Annotated in this window: 15 protein-coding genes and 1 tRNA gene; 5 read left to right on the forward strand and 11 right to left on the reverse strand. The window is 40.6% G+C overall.

Annotated elements, in window-relative coordinates; genetic code table 11:
• Positions 1-94: 94 nt before the first annotated feature.
• Positions 95-2,416, forward strand: coding sequence for a putative PEP-binding protein (locus VB711_RS02660; protein WP_323284141.1), 2,322 nt, complete (start codon positions 95-97; stop codon positions 2,414-2,416).
• A 21-nt stretch (positions 2,417-2,437) separates the two neighbouring features.
• Here the strand turns inward: VB711_RS02660 and VB711_RS02665 are convergent.
• From VB711_RS02665 to VB711_RS02680, 4 genes are all read right to left on the reverse strand, one after another.
• Positions 2,438-2,511, reverse strand: a tRNA-Pro gene (locus VB711_RS02665).
• A 113-nt stretch (positions 2,512-2,624) separates the two neighbouring features.
• Entirely contained in the window at positions 2,625-2,990 is a 366-nt protein-coding gene (locus tag VB711_RS02670; RefSeq protein WP_323284142.1) for a DUF1818 family protein, read from the reverse strand.
• A gap of 139 nt (positions 2,991-3,129) precedes the next feature.
• Positions 3,130-3,624 carry a hypothetical protein gene (locus VB711_RS02675; RefSeq protein WP_323284143.1) on the reverse strand — a complete coding sequence of 165 codons (495 nt, stop codon included), beginning with the start codon at positions 3,622-3,624 and terminating at the stop codon, positions 3,130-3,132.
• 278 nt (positions 3,625-3,902) lie between these two features.
• On the reverse strand, positions 3,903-4,139 hold the full coding sequence (locus VB711_RS02680; protein WP_323284144.1) for a DNA-directed RNA polymerase subunit omega: 237 nt from the start codon (positions 4,137-4,139) through the stop codon (positions 3,903-3,905).
• Between the two features lie 221 nt (positions 4,140-4,360).
• On the opposite strand from VB711_RS02680, the gene VB711_RS02685 reads away from it, so the two are divergent.
• On the forward strand, positions 4,361-4,885 hold the full coding sequence (locus VB711_RS02685) for a hypothetical protein (RefSeq protein ID WP_323284145.1): 525 nt from the start codon (positions 4,361-4,363) through the stop codon (positions 4,883-4,885).
• A 22-nt stretch (positions 4,886-4,907) separates the two neighbouring features.
• Here VB711_RS02685 and cas6 read toward each other — a convergent pair whose 3' ends face one another.
• Positions 4,908-6,020 carry a CRISPR-associated endoribonuclease Cas6 gene (gene cas6, locus VB711_RS02690; protein ID WP_323284146.1) on the reverse strand — a complete coding sequence of 371 codons (1,113 nt, stop codon included), beginning with the start codon at positions 6,018-6,020 and terminating at the stop codon, positions 4,908-4,910.
• Between the two features lie 138 nt (positions 6,021-6,158).
• Positions 6,159-7,553: a Rieske 2Fe-2S domain-containing protein gene (locus tag VB711_RS02695; RefSeq protein ID WP_323284147.1), complete on the reverse strand. Its 1,395-nt coding sequence runs from the start codon at positions 7,551-7,553 to the stop codon at positions 6,159-6,161.
• Between the two features lie 359 nt (positions 7,554-7,912).
• On the opposite strand from VB711_RS02695, the gene VB711_RS02700 reads away from it, so the two are divergent.
• Entirely contained in the window at positions 7,913-8,155 is a 243-nt protein-coding gene (locus VB711_RS02700; protein ID WP_323284148.1) for an AbrB/MazE/SpoVT family DNA-binding domain-containing protein, read from the forward strand.
• Complete coding sequence (locus tag VB711_RS02705) at positions 8,149-8,589, forward strand: type II toxin-antitoxin system PemK/MazF family toxin (protein ID WP_323284149.1); 441 nt, start codon at positions 8,149-8,151, stop codon at positions 8,587-8,589. Before VB711_RS02700 ends, VB711_RS02705 begins: the two co-directional genes overlap by 7 nt.
• A 154-nt stretch (positions 8,590-8,743) precedes the next feature.
• Here VB711_RS02705 and VB711_RS02710 read toward each other — a convergent pair whose 3' ends face one another.
• The 4 genes from VB711_RS02710 to VB711_RS02725 form a co-directional block, all read right to left on the reverse strand.
• On the reverse strand, positions 8,744-9,373 hold the full coding sequence (locus VB711_RS02710) for a Uma2 family endonuclease (protein ID WP_323284150.1): 630 nt from the start codon (positions 9,371-9,373) through the stop codon (positions 8,744-8,746).
• Positions 9,374-10,570: 1,197 nt separating this feature from the next.
• Positions 10,571-11,794 carry a M20 family metallopeptidase gene (locus VB711_RS02715; RefSeq protein ID WP_323284151.1) on the reverse strand — a complete coding sequence of 408 codons (1,224 nt, stop codon included), beginning with the start codon at positions 11,792-11,794 and terminating at the stop codon, positions 10,571-10,573.
• 211 nt (positions 11,795-12,005) lie between these two features.
• The gene (gene bioD / locus VB711_RS02720) at positions 12,006-12,686 is read right to left on the reverse strand and encodes a dethiobiotin synthase (RefSeq protein WP_323284152.1); all 681 of its coding nucleotides are present in this window, start codon (positions 12,684-12,686) and stop codon (positions 12,006-12,008) included.
• Positions 12,687-12,695: 9 nt separating this feature from the next.
• Positions 12,696-14,357 (reverse strand): serine/threonine-protein kinase, encoded by a 1,662-nt coding sequence (locus VB711_RS02725; RefSeq protein ID WP_323284153.1) that lies wholly within the window; start codon positions 14,355-14,357, stop codon positions 12,696-12,698.
• Between the two features lie 512 nt (positions 14,358-14,869).
• Between VB711_RS02725 and VB711_RS02730 the strand changes: the two genes are divergently transcribed.
• Positions 14,870-15,889 (forward strand): ribose-phosphate pyrophosphokinase, encoded by a 1,020-nt coding sequence (locus VB711_RS02730; RefSeq protein ID WP_323284154.1) that lies wholly within the window; start codon positions 14,870-14,872, stop codon positions 15,887-15,889.
• Positions 15,890-16,067: 178 nt separating this feature from the next.
• On the opposite strand, the gene VB711_RS02735 is transcribed toward VB711_RS02730, so the two are convergent.
• Positions 16,068-16,640 (reverse strand): HD domain-containing protein, encoded by a 573-nt coding sequence (locus VB711_RS02735; RefSeq protein WP_323284155.1) that lies wholly within the window; start codon positions 16,638-16,640, stop codon positions 16,068-16,070.
• Positions 16,641-17,038: the final 398 nt, after the last annotated feature.

A 17,038-nucleotide genomic window follows, 5' to 3' on the forward strand; every position in this document is an offset into this window, starting at 1 on the left:
CCCTCCCCTGCCTCCCCTGCCTCCCCTGCCCCCTGCCTCCCCTGCCCCCTGCCCCCTGCCCCCTGCCCCCTGTTATCGACACCTAACTAACTGAGTGGACAAACTCTATTGGCTTGAACACATTAAAATCCAAGATCGCCCCAAAGTTGGCGATAAAGCGTTTTATTTGAGCAGAATTATCCAACGAGGCTATCCGGTAGTACCGGGCTTTGTGGTTTCGGCTGAAGTATTGCGACAATTTTTAGAAGCTCTTCACAGTTCAGAGTCATTAGTTGCAGATTTGCCCCATTCGTCCTTACACTTGGATGTAGCTAATTGGCGACAACTCCAACAGGTAGCTAGGCAGTTACGTCAAGAAATTATTTCTGCCAGTGTACCTCAACATTGGGTGAATACAATTTTCAAAGCTGCGAGGAAATGGCAAAGCAATTGTTTAATTTTGCGTCCAACTTTGACAGTACCAACCGCTACCCAAGGAATGGGGAATGTGTCTGGATTAATGGAAGCAGTATTTTGTACCTGTGATGAGCAAGCGATCGCTCAAGGGTTAAAATTACTGTGGAGTCAATTATTTCGGGCTAGAAGTCTACTATACTGGCACAGTATAGACATTAACCTCCAACAAATCAATTTAGCAGTATTAGTACAACCGGTGGAAAACGCCATTGCCTCTGGTGTATTCAACGCCAACACATTAGGATGGGAAATTGAAGCCACCTGGGGTTTAGAAGTGGCAATGAGTAAGGGAGAAGTATTGCCAGATGTTTACTATATTCAGCAGGAAACTGGGGTAGTTATAGAACGGCAGTTAGGGAATAAAATCCTAGCCTACGGAGTTAATAACACTACAACTATAGAGTCTGAACAAGTCGCACCCGCGTCTGTATTAACAACAGATCATGATTGTCTGTTAGCCTATTTACTCAAAGAGCAACAGCAAAAAGAGTATGCTCTACCAGAGGAATATCTCCAACAAGTTATTACTTTGGGAAATCGACTGGTGAGTGAATTAGGGACAAAATTAACAATGAAATGGACAATTTCTCAAGAAACACCAGATCCCAAGCTGTACATTACCCAAATTAGCTCTCCCCAAGCTGTAATTCCCAATTTGCACTTAATTAAGGGCATAGGGGCTGCAAGAGGGCGGGTAATTGGCAACGCTCATGTCATTAATTCACAACAAAAACCCGAAAAAATCCCCCAAGGTGTAATTTTAATTGCCCCATCTGTCACTCCTGATTGGTTGCCGGTACTCCAAGAAGTTGGCGGAATTGTCACAGAACAAGGGGGATTAACTAGCCACGCTGCAATTTTGGCTAGAGAATTGGCTATTCCTTCTGTTGTCAATGCCACTGATGCCACAAATCTATTTCTCACAGGTGAAAGACTGCTAATTGATGGAGATAGGGGAGAAATTTATCGCTTTACAGAAAATAAGGAACAAGGTACAGAAAATCCTGTCACCCCGGCTTCTATCACCTCTCACCCATCACCTGTTATCTCTTATTCCCTGCCTGTAATTGCTACCCAGTTATTGGTTAATCTCAGTCAATCGAGTTTAGTTGAACAAGTACAAAATTTACCTGTAGATGGGGTGGGGTTATTACGTTCAGAATTGATGGTGTTAAAGATTTTGAAGGGACAACATCCCCAAAGTTGGGTGGCAAATGAAAAACAGACAGAATTATTACAGTTATGGGTAGAAGAAATTTTACGGTTTGCCCGTGCTTTTTCACCAAGACCAATTTTATATCGTTCTTTAGATTGGCGATCGCCAGATTTGCCTTCTTTAAATCATGGTACACCTCAGTCGGTGCTAGGTGAACGGGGGACGTTGAGTTATTTACGCAATCCGGCTGTTTTTGAGTTGGAATTGAAGGCTTTGGCTGCTGTTCAGCAAGCTGGTTATAGCAATATACATTTAATGTTACCTTTTGTCCGCAGGGTGGAAGAGTTTGTATTTTGCCGACGCAAGGTTGAGGAAGCTGGGTTAACTCAATTATCTCAATTCCAGTTGTGGATCATGGCAGAAGTACCCAGTGTACTATTTTTACTGCCAGAATACATCAAGGCGGGTGTGGCAGGAATTTCTATTGGCACAAATGACCTTACCCAGCTTTTGTTAGGGGTAGATCGTGAACAAGGGCAATTAGGAACGATTTTTGATGAACGCCATCCGGCTGTGATGGGGGCGATCGCTCAATTAATTACAATGGCAAAAGACGGTGGGATTCCCTGTTCTATCTGCGGCCAAGCACCAGTTCTGTATCCAGAAATAATCGATCAATTGGTACAGTGGGGTATTACTTCCATTTCTGTGGAACCCGAAGCTGTGGAGCGTACTTATAGAGCGATCGCTCGTGCTGAACAACGTCTGATTTTAGCAGCCGCCCGCCACCAATTAAAACCGTGACATAAACAAAAACCTATCCAATCGGAGCGGCGGGATTCGAACCCACGACCTCCACTACCCCAAAGTGGCGCGCTACCAAGCTGCGCTACGCCCCGTTTAATTAATTCTAGATTTTGGATTAGGGAATGATCCAAATTTTTGTTTCTAAAATTAACTTATTCGCCTTTACAAATATACCACGGCTTCTGGGAAAATTGCAAGCTTTTTTCTAAAATACTTTTAGCATAGCGATCGCTTCCAGCAAACCCGGCACGGCTTCAGCATTCCACCATCCTTCTGCACAGCGTCCTGTATTCAAAATCAAGCGCAAACTGTAGGCGTGGGGATAGCCTTCTACTTCTATCCATAATAAATTGCTTTCGGCTTCACAGGTAATCTTTTCTTCATCCATTAATTCTGTTGCTAATAGCTTCATGGTATCTGCTAACTGTGTCACCAGGCGACAAAAATCGTTTAATTCAATTTCGGTTAACTCTATAGACCAATTTTCTGTCCCTACTAAGCCTTTATATTCTACTGCTTGGGGATTCCAGCCTATCCGCCAACCTGTCCCGCTTTTAATTATTTGTTGCATTTGGGTAATTGGTGATTGGTAATTGGTGATTGGTGATTGGTAATAAAAGATTTATTCTTCCCCTGCCCCCCCTGCCTCCCCTACCTCCCCTGCCTCCCCTGCCTCCCCTGCCTCCCCTGCCCCCTGCCCCCTGCTGTAATTACATCGCTGATGCGGGTGTATTTTCAGAAGAGGTGGTAAAGATGTTGATTAGGACTTGAATTAAAGCATTTCTTTGATTACGGGTGAGTTTAGCTATTGCAGCGCGATCGCTGTCTATGGGATTATTCTTTAATGTGTCATTACCAGGATAACTGATGTTATACATGGTTTCGTTAACACCCAAATAATCAGCGAAGGTCAACTTCCAATCTAAACGATAAATGGGCGATCTTCCTTTGATATAAATGTGATATCGAAGTAAGCGACTAGCTAAGGTGTTATTTTCGGCAATTTTGCCCGTTTCTCTACTAATATATTGATTTTCTGGGGGTAATTCTGGAAAATCTTTGTATACCTGCTGCCAAACATCACTAGGACTGATTCTCTGGGCTAATGCTGGCGACATTTTGAATAAATGAAAGTTAGTTGGATTTAAAACTATAATATTGACAGCAACCAGAAAAATTATGATTAAGGATTTTTTGTCTTTCATAAAATTATGATCAATAAATAGTAGCCACCCTGTTTTCGGCAGGCTAAGAGGGTGTTTAAAAAGTCTAATTTATACAGCCCTAGCGACTAGAAGTCGCGGCTACACAGTCGAAACCCACCTGCGTGGGTTTTTAAACCTTAATTTTGTGTTAGTCCACGGAGGTGGACTTTGCTTGTGTAGTAGCGTATCCCTTACGGGAGCCGGAGGCATCTTTATAATCGCCCGAAACTTTTCAAACATCCTCTAAGGTAAACAACCGCAGTCCAGGGTAAAAAGTATTAAAGTTCGCCGATAATTTCTGGTTGAGTCAGTTCGTCTGACATTTCAATAATCGCTCTGAGTACGGGTTTCATCAGGCTATCTTCATTATTTTCAAAATCTTCATAACGCCGACGTTTAGCACGATTTGCGACTTGAACTGTAATCCGATAGCGATTAGATGCAGCACTAATCAGATCCTCAGCACGGTGCATAATCTGAGATTGGGAAGTCTCGAACTTGGAACGTTTAAGCATAGTTAGGGAATTTTTAGGGCTGCTCTCAGTTTAGCAACAATATTTAGACTTTATACTATTAAAATCATGATGTTACAAAAAAATACTTGGAATCCGGCTCTGTACGAAGACAAACACGCTTTTGTGTGGCAAAATGGGGAAGAATTACTGCAACTACTCAACCCTCAACCAACAGACACATAAATTAATCTAAAATTCCCAATATTACAATATTGACAACCATGCTTAAACACAACTTAAAAAACTACCATAAACCCCTATTAACACTATTAAGTATTACTGCTTTTTTTGCTTTACCCATTTTACCATCATCAGCCAAAAACATACCCCAACCTTCTGATGCACCATTGGAACTAAATTTACTGAAAAAATCAAAACCTTCTGTAATCACATCTAATACCATCAACCCAGATGGATTAACCGTTCCTAGTTTATGGTGGGCAAAGGAAAACTCTGAAAAAAAACTGTTAGATAATTGGATAGCATATCCAGCTTCTCCAAAAGAATCTGCACGTCTAGACCTAATCGTTAATCAGCAAATATGGAGTCTACTAGACTATTTAGAACGCTATAATTTCCTTAACTATTTGGGTAGTATATCCAGACAATCTGGTTATAATGTCAGGGTTTTTAATTATCAAGAAGAATTATTAGCTACTTATACCTGTAATTTTATCAAAAGTCCAACTTTGTGTACTATTAAAATGAACTTTGAGAATAAATTAGGTGTAATTCGACCTTCTTAAATTGTACTTTTTAGGGATAGGTTTAGCAGTCTTTCAACATTTGACGACTAAGTTTAGCATAGGTTTTAACAGTTTGATAGGGCATTTCTAAATCTTGCGCGATCGCTAACAAAGATTCCCCCAATTCCCTCCTAGCCAAAATTGTCGCCCATTTCGCTGCAATCTCCTCCGCCCTTTCTCCACCTTGACGTTGACGTTGTGCTTTAAATATCTCCGTCAAATCCTCAATGCGTTTCGCCAAAATACTCTGCACATCTGGAACATCCACCACCACCTGAGACAACCAACCTAAACGAGTTTGTCCCAAACCAAAGGTAGTTTTATGACCAGTACCACAGTAGGGCGCTAACTGACCCAAAGCATAAAATAATTGTTGAAACTCTGGATTACTCGCAGCTTCTTTAGTTAAACAATACTCAATCGCCCCAGTAAATCCCGTTACCGCCCCTTTTTTGCCAGCTAACACTTTCACCGATGATATTTGGTGGCGATTAATCAACACATTTTCATCCACCCAAGCCAAAAAAGTCTCCTGATCAACCGGGTTTCCAGAGAAATCGTTCCAACGCCGCAGATAACTATGAAAAACGTTCACAGGCAACGGTAAGGGGAAATGATGACCTTTACGGCGAAAACTGGTAGGACTGAGAAACTTTAATGTTACCGTTTCCCTATGTTGAAAATTCAACAAATCGGTATAAGTCATCGGTGGGTGAACAATATTGTAACCACGGATTTTAAATTCTGCATGACGCAAATTTAACACACCTGGTAAATTCTCCAACCAAATTTTCATCCACTGCACCACCCTTTGGGATAATGCTGTCACATACCAACGATAACTATTATTGGCAGAAAGTTGTATTTGTCTACCACTGCTGACCAAATCCCCATCTAAAGCCGAAATAGTAAAGGGTTTTTCAGATTCACTATCGTGGAGATAGGCCGAAAGTTCTGGATCTAGCGATCGCACCTGGTCAAGAAACCAAGCATGAAGTCCAATGGTATACTGGGGGTAAATAGAAGTATCTGTAGGCAGAACTAAATCAAATTCTAATCCCACTAACTCTGTATCATCTGCCCATTTTAGCTCAGATTCAGCAGTATTTATCTTTTTTTGGGAACTTCGAGCCATAGCAAAAATTATTCGGATTAAAGAACCACAGAGGCACAGAGGACACAGAGGAATAAGGGTTTGAGTGGTCACTGAGCTTGTCGAAGTGAGATTTTTTGCGTTAAGTGGTTGAGTGTTTTTTATATTGGAAGTCCCTAATTAAGGTCGGCTTTTCTCTGGCTGATTACGTGGAGGTACGAGTCGGCCATGATAGAATTGTCTTTCCAGCCTATTCAACCCCCACCAACCCGCACCCAAAGCCAAGGTTGTGAAAGTAGCTGCCACCACTATTAAAACAGAGGTTATATTTACAAATAACATCAAAGGTGGCACGACGGCTAAAATAATTACTGCCATTACTCCACACCAAAACCTCAATTGTTGAACCCGTAAAAGAGCATTTCTACAACTAGCACAGTTCTCTGTGTGGGAATGATATCTTTCTAGTAGCAACTCTTTAGATAAAACTGGTGAAAAAGTTGCACCAGGAAATGGTTCAGCGTGGTATTGGTTCACCCATTGACGCAATTCAAACACAAAACTATCGGCTTTGGTCGGTAAATAAAACGCTTTGGTAAAGTTATCACTACCACCTTTAGCTTCTAAATAACGTTCTTGATAGTGGAGAAAAATTTGGTCATCTTCTAAAACACCATTTTGACCAATATGATAATACCATCGTGGACGCAGTTTAATCAAGAAACTCGGCAATTTTGAGGGAAATTTAAAGGGAAATCGGGCAAATAAACGACATTCACCTTTACGAATTGGTGTAGCATAAACAACGGTTAAAATTCTCCCCCGTTGGGAGTTAATATCATGCCACATTAAACAAGGGGCAATGAATTTTGTCGATATTTCCCCTGATTGCTTTGGTGTTAAACCTTGCTTCCAAATTCCCTTAAAACCCTGTTTCCCAGATTCTACTACCTCCAGTTCCAAGGGTGCAGCATTTGCCCGATTGCCTACGGTACGGTGGTGGGTAAAGGCTACATGACTAGGATCAAGGATATTTTCTAGCAATGTCAGCGCGTCATAAGGAACATCTCTGAATGTATTAATCACAACCCATCCATCTGGTGCTGTTTCAAAAGGTTCAATGGTGGGAATTTTAGTTATTGCTGCATTTTCCGGCTTTCCAGGATAGACAAATAATAAACCTTGGTGTTCTGTTGTCGGTAAAGATTTTACACAAGCGCGTTGAGAAGTTTCCGCACTTCCTCCTTTTAGCTGTTGAGGAATTTTTTGACAGCTACCATTTCCAGCAAAAGACCAACCGTGATAAGGACATTCTAAAAGTCCATCTTCGTTAATTCTACCTTCTGATAGTGGTGCTAAACGATGGGGACACTGATCTAAAAAGGCTTGCCAAGATTGATTTTTTTTATCCCACCACAGAACAATATTTTGATTCAATAGTGTAAATGGAGTTGGTTTTGATTTGTCTAAATCTTGCAAATAATGAACTGGGTACCAAGATTCATTCACATCAAAATGTTCTGGGTCTGTACCACCGGGAGATATTTCTTTTAATATAGTTTGAGTTTCTAACATATATTTTTACAACTTCAATACTATAGCCAAATTGAAAAAAGCAGTGATTCGTAGGTTGGGTTAAGGCACGCAACCCAACAAATGCGTTGGGTTTCCTTACGTCAACCCAACCTACACAAAAATGGCTATAGTATTGCAACTTAATACCAATTTTATGTGATGCTGCACAGAATGATCAAATAAGTAACGTCAGTTAACAGTCTTTATTTACGTTCAATTACTCACAACATTAGCATAATTGCAGATTTTTTAACAACAGATTGACAAAGGTATTGACAACTGCCCCTTAAATATGTATCTTCAAAGTATATACGTTAGTTTAGGCAGATAAATCTCTAACAAAATATTTGGAGATAACTATGACGACAGTTGTTGCTAAATGGGGAAACAGTTTAGCTATTCGGATTCCAAGATCAATAGCTGAACAAGCGCAAGTCACGGAAGGGATAGCGATGAATTTTAGTGTGGAAGGTAACAGTATTGTGATTACACCACAAAAAAGAAAAAAATATACCCTTGATGAGTTGCTTGAAGGTATGACTCCTGATAATTTTCATCCTGAATTTGAACCTGAAAATAATGTGGGGAATGAAGATTGGTAGTTAATTCCTACTTTCCAAATAGAGGCGATATTGTCAAATTAGAATTTGGCAATAAACAGCAATTTACGGCTGACTCAATTCGGCGTGCTTTTGCCCTTCAAGCTTCAGGAATGTCATTTGATGATATTGCTAGAATATTAAACAATGAACTACAACAAGGACGAGAACAAATCGGCTATCGCCCTGTTCTTGTTATATCTCCAGTTAAATACAATCGAATGGCTTCTTTAGTTCTAGCGTGTCCCATAACTAGCAATCCAAAAGGACTTAGTTTTGAAGTTCCACTTGTTGAGGGAATGCAAACAAAAGGGGTTATATTAGCTGACCAAATTAAAACACTAGATTGGCGAGCTAGAAAGGTAAAATTTGTTGAGAGTGTTGCACAAGATTTAATAGAAGAAGTACAAGCAAAGCTAGAAACATTAATTTTATAGTTATTATAGCTTACGCATTGACAAACTTTACTAAATATGAATTGCGGTTTTTTTTCTTCTGAACTACAGGAAGAAATAATTAAACGCAGATGGACGCAAATAAACGCAGATAAGTTTGTATTAGATTTTGATATTTAACAATTGAGTTGAAATGTTACTGAAATTGCTTTAATAGCCATGCACAAACTTCTCCTTGACTCATTTCTCTAGTTTTTCTTAATGCTGTGTTGAGTAGAGAAATTTCTAAACCTGGCAAAATTTGAGATTGATTAATTCTTCTACTTCCTCCATTTTCTATAGCAAAAGCGATAACTTGAACATTTTGAACATCAACTATCCAATATTCAGCCACACCTAAATCTTCATACATCAACCGTTTTTCACCTTTATCATCAGCTAGTGAAGAATTGGCGATTTCTATCACTAAATCTGGTGGTGGATAAACATCTAAATTGATAATAGATGTTCCATAGGGAATAGCATTAGCTTTTTCACCAATATAATAAGATGCGTCAGGTTGAATATCATTAAACCCAGTTTTTCTATATGTACAGTTATCTTTCCCGTTTAAAGGAATATTTTTGATGGCTGCAAACAAGTATACCACATACATAATAATTCCGTGGTCACTGGCATGATCATTTCCTATTGGTGCCATTTCTAGCCTCATTTTTCCGTTGTGGTAGTAACTCTTGGCTTTCTCATAGCTTGGATGTTCTATGATTTGGCTATATTCATCCCAGGTTGCTGATATCCAAGTGTCAGTTGGTAATTTTGTCTGCATATTGGTACGATCGCTGATCTTGTAGGTTGGGTTGTGGAACGAAACCCAACATTAACGATATCTAAAAGAATTTATAAATATAAATTAATTATACAAATATTCCTACATCATATATATTCACTTTAACAATACCTTGTCCAAATCGAAAAAAGTCTTAATTTGTAGGTTGGTTTGTGGAACGTGAACGCATCCCTGCGGGACACTGTGTGAACGCCAAGCAATGAAATGAAACCGAACGCATTTGTTGGGTTGCGTGTCTTAACCCAACCTACGAATCTGGAGAAAACAGTATCACCTTGATAATTTTCCAAATACCTCAACTGATTGAGTTGATCATATTGGCGAATTTCTCCCGTACCATTAGCGAAAGTCGTGTTAATTGAAAGGAGGGACAAAAACCGGAGTCTGCGCAGGTCAAATCTGCTGGAAAGGAGAGAATACAGCACTTTTGTGTAAGACTAAATTCATACTCTTAATCGACAAAGCTATAGCTGTTCCCATGCTAGTGAGGTACAAAGTTTTTTCGTTTTAGGGAATAGGGAACAGGGAATAAATTGGTGTGTACTTCATTAGACTGGGAAACGCTATAATTATTTTAATTACCTCCAAATCTCCGCTTAAATTCCTCAAACGGCTCTGAAAAGAGAAAAGCTTGATGGATATGTCTAGGACTAGATAGACAATATATACCAGGACTTAATTGGTACTTGGTAATTAATTCACTATCTCCAGGTCCAATTATTATTAAATCTGAACCACAAATAGCACATACAACGGGAACACCATTTCTATGAGCATCAAGTGCTTTTTGTAGATTTTCCGGTTTACCATCATAAATAACTGACTTTTCCCGTTAAGTCGTGAAACTCCCAATTAACAAGGGTTTTAGACTATAGCTTAATTCTCAACAAGCGACATTTAATGAGAATAATCAACGAGAAAATAGGACTTTGGGGCGGGGGTTATAGTAGGCGATCGCTCAATTAGAAAGATAACGGGAAAAGTCAGCATAAATAAAAGCTTCCATGTTTTCCTCCATTTATAGCTACTGGATTAATTTTAGTACGATCGCTGATCTTGTAGGTTGTGGAACGTTCACGTAGTGTGCCGAAGGCATAACCCAACATTAATCAACTATGATTAACTGTAAAAATATTTCTACATTATCAATATCCGCCTCAATTATTGCGGAATTTATCAACTCTGGGAAAAGAATTTCTCTACACACCGAACAAATATTTCCACTCCCATTGCTAAGGCTGTTTCGTCAAAGTCAAAGCGGGGATGATGATGGGGATAATCTAACTTTTTTTCGTGGTTAGCTGAACCAAGGAAGAAATAACAACCGGGGACTTCTTGCAGGAAGAATGACATATCTTCACTTCCCATAATTTGACATTCGGGAATGATCCCTAAAGGTGTTTCTACTACTTCTTCGGCTACGGTTCTTACCAATTCTGCTATTTTGCCATCATTAATTACTGGTGGATAAAGATTGACGTATTCTAAATCATAATTTGCACCATGACTTTGACAAATTCCGGCGATAATTTGCTCAATGCGTTGTTTAAAAAAGTCGGCTAAATCAATGTTAAAATATCTGATTGAGCCACTCATTCTCGCTGTGTCAGCTATGACATTCATTCTTGTGCCGGCGTGAAGTTCACCTATTGTCACGACTGCGGAATCTAGGGGGTTGACGTTCCGGGCTACGATGGTTTGCAAAGCGTTGACGATTTGGGCTGCAACGACAACAGAATCAATGGTTTGATGGGGTAAGGCACCGTGACCACCTTTACCTAAAATGGTGCAGTTAAAGAAGTCTACAGCCGCCATAAAAGCCCCAGAACGAACTCCGATTGTCCCCAAATCTAGACCATTCCACAGGTGTAATCCGATGATGGCTTCTACCTCTGGATTTTTGAGGACTCCCGCTTCAATCATGGGCTTTGCACCACCGGGTCCTTCTTCTGCGGGTTGAAAAATAATTTTGACTGTGCCACTGAAGTCTTGACGATGGTGTTGGAGATGATATGCTGTTCCCAGTGCGATCGCTGTATGTCCATCATGTCCACAAGCGTGCATTACCCCATCATGTTGTGAACAATAAGGTACTTCATTCAATTCTTGCACCGGCAAAGCATCCATATCGGCTCGAATTGCCAAAACTTTTTCCACACCAGGTTTTTCACCTTTAATAATGGCAACAATGCCAGTTTCAGCTATCCCTGTTTGATGTTCTATTCCCCAATTTTGCAATTTCTGGGTAATAAATTCAGCCGTGATTTTTTCTTGAAATCCTAATTCTGGTCTTTGATGTATTCGTCTACGCCATTCTATTAATTGCGGTTCTAATTTCCGAATTTCTAACCGGACGCTAGAGAGATTTACAGATGATGAATGAGGAAAGGTGGAAACCATAATATTTACAAGTCAGGAGTCAGGAGTCAGGAGTCAGGAGTCAGGAGTCAGGAGTCAGGAGTCAGGAGGCAGGAGGCAGGAGGCAGGAGGCAGGGGGAGAAGGGGAAGAATAATTAATTTATCACCAATCACGATCACGGATTTAATAGATTACACAGATTACACGGATTTGAAGATTATCCCATTACCCATTACCCATTACCAATTCCCTCTAAAAAAGCAAAGTTTCCCAATCTAAATTAGTAGCAACTTGAGCCAGTTTCTCTAAATCAGTGGGATTTTCTAAATAGGGTAAACATCCTAAAATCGGTATATTTGTCAATGAACGAATTAAATCTGCTGGAGCTAAATCAGCTATTTCTTCCTCATCATAAAATTGACAACAATTGAGAATTATTCCTAAAAGATTAACTCGTCTTTCCCTAGCCAATGCTACATTTGCCACAGCTTGCGCGATCGCTCCTAATTTCACAGGCACTACCAAAATAGTTGGTAAACGCCACTCACCGGCTAAATCCGCCACGGTAAATTCATCTGTAATTGGCGAACCTAACCCCCCCAAAGACTCCACCAAGACGAAATCACGCTGCTTTTGTAATGATAACAAAGCTTGCCAAACCACCCCCAAATTAATTTGGCGATTTTCCTTAGCTGCGGCGATAGGAGGGGCTAGAGGTGCTGTAAAATACAAAGGTGTAATTTCTTCCGTTGATTGTTCTAGTGCAAACAAACTTTGATATAATTGTAGATCGCCTTCTCCCGACTGAATCGGTTTCATGATTCCCAAACGGCTTTCTGGGTGGTATTTTTGCCAATAAGCTGCCAAAGAAGTTGTTAAAACAGTTTTTCCAGCCCCCGTATCAGTCCCAGTAATTAGTAGTGTATTTAACATAATTTTAAGTTAAGGTGAAGTAACTTCATCTGTTTCTGGCGTTGGTGTAATCTCAGGTTCTTCTGGTGAAACTGTTTCTGCATCAGGGGTAGGAGTCTCTGTTGGTGTAGGTGTGGGAGTTTCCGTTGGTGTAGGTGTGGGAGTTTCTGTTGGTGTGGGAGTTGCCTCTGCCGGATTTTCCAAAGCCACATTCAAGCTATAATCACTTTCAGTTACACCCGTAGACAAACTCAACTGAATAATGTATCTACCATCAGCAGATAAAGTCCCAGTATAGGACGTAGCTAATTGAGATTGATTCTCTATTGGTTGACCACTTGGATCTAAAACTGTCAAGACAATTCCAGTTCCTTCCTCAACAAATACACTTAATTTTTGCCCAGCCTGACCTAATAAAGAATACTGAACTATTTGATTTTCCTGAATATTATCTTCAGCATTAGCGGTATTAGATGAATCAAAACTCAGGCGTTTGTTATAAATAACAGGTTCACTAGGTGTAGAGGTAGGTGTGGGTGTTAGTTCTGGTGTAGGTGTAAATGTGGGAGTACCGCCTGGAATCACTGGTGAAGGGAAAGACTGAGGCGTTGCTTCTGCCTGTGGTGTTTTAGATTGGCCACGCAAAGAATTGACCAACGACCAAGAACCAAATCCTGCCAGAATAATCACAATAGAACCAATTACACCAATTAGCAACGGGTTATCTAAAATTGAACCAGTCGTGCCAGGTGAAATAACAGGACTAGATTTATTAGATGCTGGTGACTTGGGTTCAGGTCGATGACCAACAGCTACAGTCGGCGTATAAGATGTAACATTATGAGGAATAGAGGGTTGATCTAGAGTTTGCAATGCTAATATTACTTCTGGCGCACTTTGATAGCGATCGCTCGGTACATAACTCAACATCTTCTGCAAAATCGCCGCCATACCCAGATTAACCCTTACCCACCTTTGCCAATTCCAAATTAGTAAATTTTCATCAAATAAATCCCCTGGTTCCCTCCCAGTCAACAAAACAATCGCCGTCACAGCCAACGCATACAAATCACTATTAGGATAAGCCCGTCCTGACTGCATCTGTTCACTAGGAGCATAACCCAACTTACCCACAGTAGTTACAGGTAAAGCAGTGGAAGACTTAAAGCGCGTAGCTAACTCCTTCACCACGCCAAAATCAATTAACACAGGCTGATGATCACCATCTCGTAAAATAATATTTTCCGGCGAAATATCTCGATGTATCAGCCCACAACCGTGAATATAATCTAAAACAGGCAACAAAGAACGCAACAACTGTAAAACCTCAGCCTCCGTAAAACCTTGCCCAACAGCTTGACGTTCAGCCAGCAAAGTCCGGTAAGTTTTCCCTGCAACATAATCTTGCACCAAAAACAAGCGATCGTCTTGGGAAAATTTTTCTCTAAACTTGGGTATTTGAGGGTGTTCGATTTGATATAAAGTAGCAGCCTCTCGTTCAAACAGTTCCTGCGCCTTTTCCCCAGCATAAACACCCGTCACCGTGAGAACCAACTCCTTAATCGCGCAAAGTTCATTGAAGCGTCTTTGATCCTCCGCTAGATAAGTTCTCCCAAATCCCCCCTGTCCAAGAACTTGAATAATTCGGTAACGATTTTGCAGAACAGTACCAACTGTAATCGGTGATTGCATGATCTAATAATTTGAGTGTGATAGCAATTGATTTGAAACTAAAATATAAAATATCAAGTCGGTTAGTCCAGCAAAGGCGAAACACCTGACTAGTTAAAAATGGTAAAAGCACTAACACTGTGAGTATTATAGCCTTCAGCTTCCAGCCTAGCTATTTTCTTGCATAAATTTATAAATTTGCCTTTAGTATCATAAGATAATAAACAGTGCTGATCAAAGATGTCCTAACTAACTAAGTTCTAGCTCAAATATCACTGAAATTGTGAATAATTTCCACTCATTTATCCCAGAAAACCCACGAATCTCAATTCAGATTCTCCCACCGCAGCCCCCCAAAGGGCTTGGTCGTAAAAGACACCTATTGTTTGTTTTCCATAGAAACTAGAACCTTGGCGAAATTCAATTCTATTGAAGAATTTTTAAAGTTTGTATTAACGCTTAGGGAAAACTCACAAATGTTTTGTTTACTGTATGTCGGTTAAACCTGCTAAATTTCTGATCATAATATTGCCATGAATGCACATCTAGGATCTGCTGTGCTTGCCTCTGCTGCCGCCTTAAAATTGCAACCAGTAGCCCCAGGAATGTCTGAAAATCATCGTTTGCGGCTGTTTTCTGGTTCTGCTAACTTACAACTATCCCAAGAAGTTGCCCGTTATTTAGGGATGGACTTGGGACCAATGATTCGTAAAAGATTCGCAGATGGAGAACTTTACGTTCAAATCCAAGAATCAATTCGGGGTTGTGATGTTTATTTACTTCAACCAAGTTGTCAACCTGTTAACGACCACTTGATGGAATTGCTGATCATGATTGATGCCTGTCGTCGGGCTTCAGCAAGACAGATCACAGCCGTACTTCCCTATTATGGTTATGCTCGTGCAGACCGCAAAACAGCAGGAAGGGAGTCAATAACGGCCAAATTGGTTGCTAATCTGATCACCCAAGCCGGTGCTAACCGAGTTTTGGCCATGGATTTACACGCAGCCCAAATTCAAGGTTATTTTGATATCCCCTTTGATCATGTTTACGGTTCACCAGTTTTACTAGATTATCTAGTGAGTAAGCAGCTACATGATATTGTAGTTGTTTCCCCTGACGTTGGGGGTGTAGCACGGGCGCGGGCATTTGCCAAAAAGCTGGATGATGCACCACTAGCAATTATTGATAAACGCCGTCAGGCTCATAATGTTGCCGAAGTTTTAAATGTAATTGGTGATGTTAAGGGCAAAACCGCCGTTTTAGTTGATGACATGATCGATACAGGTGGCACAATTGCTGAAGGTGCAAAGTTACTCCGAGAAGAAGGAGCCCGTCAGGTTTATGCTTGTGCAACCCACGCGGTATTTTCTCCTCCCGCAATGGAACGTTTGTCAGGTGGTTTATTTGAAGAAGTCATTGTCACCAACACAATACCCATACCAGAAAGCAACCGTTTTCCAGAATTAGTAGTGTTATCGGTAGCAAATTTACTAGGAGAAACTATCTGGCGCATTCACGAGGATACCTCAGTTAGTAGTATGTTCCGGTAATTTTATCGAAGGCAGGAGGCAGGAGGCAGGAGGCAGGAGGCAGGAGGCAGGAGGCAGAAGGCAGAAGGCAGAAAGAGAGAAAGAATACTTGTTACCTGTTACCTGTTACCTGTTACCTGTTACCTGTTACCTGTTACCTGCTATAAATGTGAGAGTTGAACGAAAAATGTTTCAACTTTCACTTCATTTTTTCTGTCAAAACTTCCAACTCAGAAACTACGCGCTCTAATTCTTGTACTAAAGGAGTCACTCTAATTTTAAGAAACTCATCTACTAATGCTCGATAATACCAAAGAATGCCTTCTTTACCACCTTGAAACCGTTCCCATAAAGCCTCACCCACGATGCGATAATCTTTGACAATTGACTGCGCGTTGTAAAGTTTATCTGCGGCTGATACCAGTAACACTGATGAAGAGGCGTTGGAAAGGTGAGCAATATATTCTTCTTTACGGAATCGCCAAGGAGGTTTAGGTGTAGTATCGGCATCAGTACAACCCTCAACGATCGCTGTGACATTATCCCCAAAACGACGGCGAATTTCTTCTCTTGTAGCCACACCACCTTGGTCTTCTATGGCATCATGGAGGAGAGCAGCGATCGCTTCATCTTCATTAGCACCATGTTCTAAGGCAATGCTGGCAACACCTAACAAATGGGCAATATATGGAACTCCTGAACCTTTACGCACTTGTTTGATATGTAGTTGGGTAGCGTAAGTTAGGGCATTGGTAAAACGTTCTGTTATCATATTTATGTGAAATTGTCAATAATTCTTTATATTTACTAAAAAAAATACCCGAACTTAACAAAAATCGGGTGTCTGACTCTTTTAATTTTTACACATCAAAAAATGATTTTCCCTGATATTAAAGCCCTTGTAGATAAATTCATCATCTAGCTAGGGTTTGATGAAAAAGTCTTTTCATTAGGGCTAGGAGTCAGGAGTCAGGAGTCAGGAGTCAGAAATAGAAGAAGAGAAGAACAGTATTAAATTTAGTCTACGGGGTTGGAGTTGGAGTTGGAGTTGGGGTTGGTGTTGGGATTGGGGTTGGTGTTGGTGTTGGAGTCGGAGTCGGAGTCGGAGTCGGAGTTGGGGTTGGGGTTGGGGTTGGGGTTGGGGTTGGGGTTGGAGTCGGAGTTGGGGTT

Source organism: Cronbergia sp. UHCC 0137 (assembly GCF_034932285.1).
Classification (GTDB): Bacteria; Cyanobacteriota; Cyanobacteriia; order Cyanobacteriales; family Nostocaceae; genus Cronbergia.

What these genes read in the sequence shown, in the direction of transcription:
- VB711_RS02675 (WP_323284143.1), bottom strand. Translation starts at nt 3,624, where the DNA reads ATGAAAGACAAAAAATCCTTAATCATAATTTTTCTGGTTGCTGTCAAT.
- VB711_RS02725 (WP_323284153.1), bottom strand. Translation starts at nt 14,357, where the DNA reads ATGCAATCACCGATTACAGTTGGTACTGTTCTGCAAAATCGTTACCGA.
- VB711_RS02670 (WP_323284142.1), bottom strand. Translation starts at nt 2,990, where the DNA reads ATGCAACAAATAATTAAAAGCGGGACAGGTTGGCGGATAGGCTGGAAT.
- VB711_RS02685 (WP_323284145.1), top strand. Translation starts at nt 4,361, where the DNA reads ATGCTTAAACACAACTTAAAAAACTACCATAAACCCCTATTAACACTA.
- VB711_RS02735 (WP_323284155.1), bottom strand. Translation starts at nt 16,640, where the DNA reads ATGATAACAGAACGTTTTACCAATGCCCTAACTTACGCTACCCAACTA.
- VB711_RS02710 (WP_323284150.1), bottom strand. Translation starts at nt 9,373, where the DNA reads ATGCAGACAAAATTACCAACTGACACTTGGATATCAGCAACCTGGGAT.
- VB711_RS02680 (WP_323284144.1), bottom strand. Translation starts at nt 4,139, where the DNA reads ATGCTTAAACGTTCCAAGTTCGAGACTTCCCAATCTCAGATTATGCAC.
- VB711_RS02700 (WP_323284148.1), top strand. Translation starts at nt 7,913, where the DNA reads ATGACGACAGTTGTTGCTAAATGGGGAAACAGTTTAGCTATTCGGATT.
- VB711_RS02715 (WP_323284151.1), bottom strand. Translation starts at nt 11,794, where the DNA reads ATGGTTTCCACCTTTCCTCATTCATCATCTGTAAATCTCTCTAGCGTC.
- bioD (WP_323284152.1), bottom strand. Translation starts at nt 12,686, where the DNA reads ATGTTAAATACACTACTAATTACTGGGACTGATACGGGGGCTGGAAAA.
- VB711_RS02695 (WP_323284147.1), bottom strand. Translation starts at nt 7,553, where the DNA reads ATGTTAGAAACTCAAACTATATTAAAAGAAATATCTCCCGGTGGTACA.
- cas6 (WP_323284146.1), bottom strand. Translation starts at nt 6,020, where the DNA reads ATGGCTCGAAGTTCCCAAAAAAAGATAAATACTGCTGAATCTGAGCTA.
- VB711_RS02730 (WP_323284154.1), top strand. Translation starts at nt 14,870, where the DNA reads ATGAATGCACATCTAGGATCTGCTGTGCTTGCCTCTGCTGCCGCCTTA.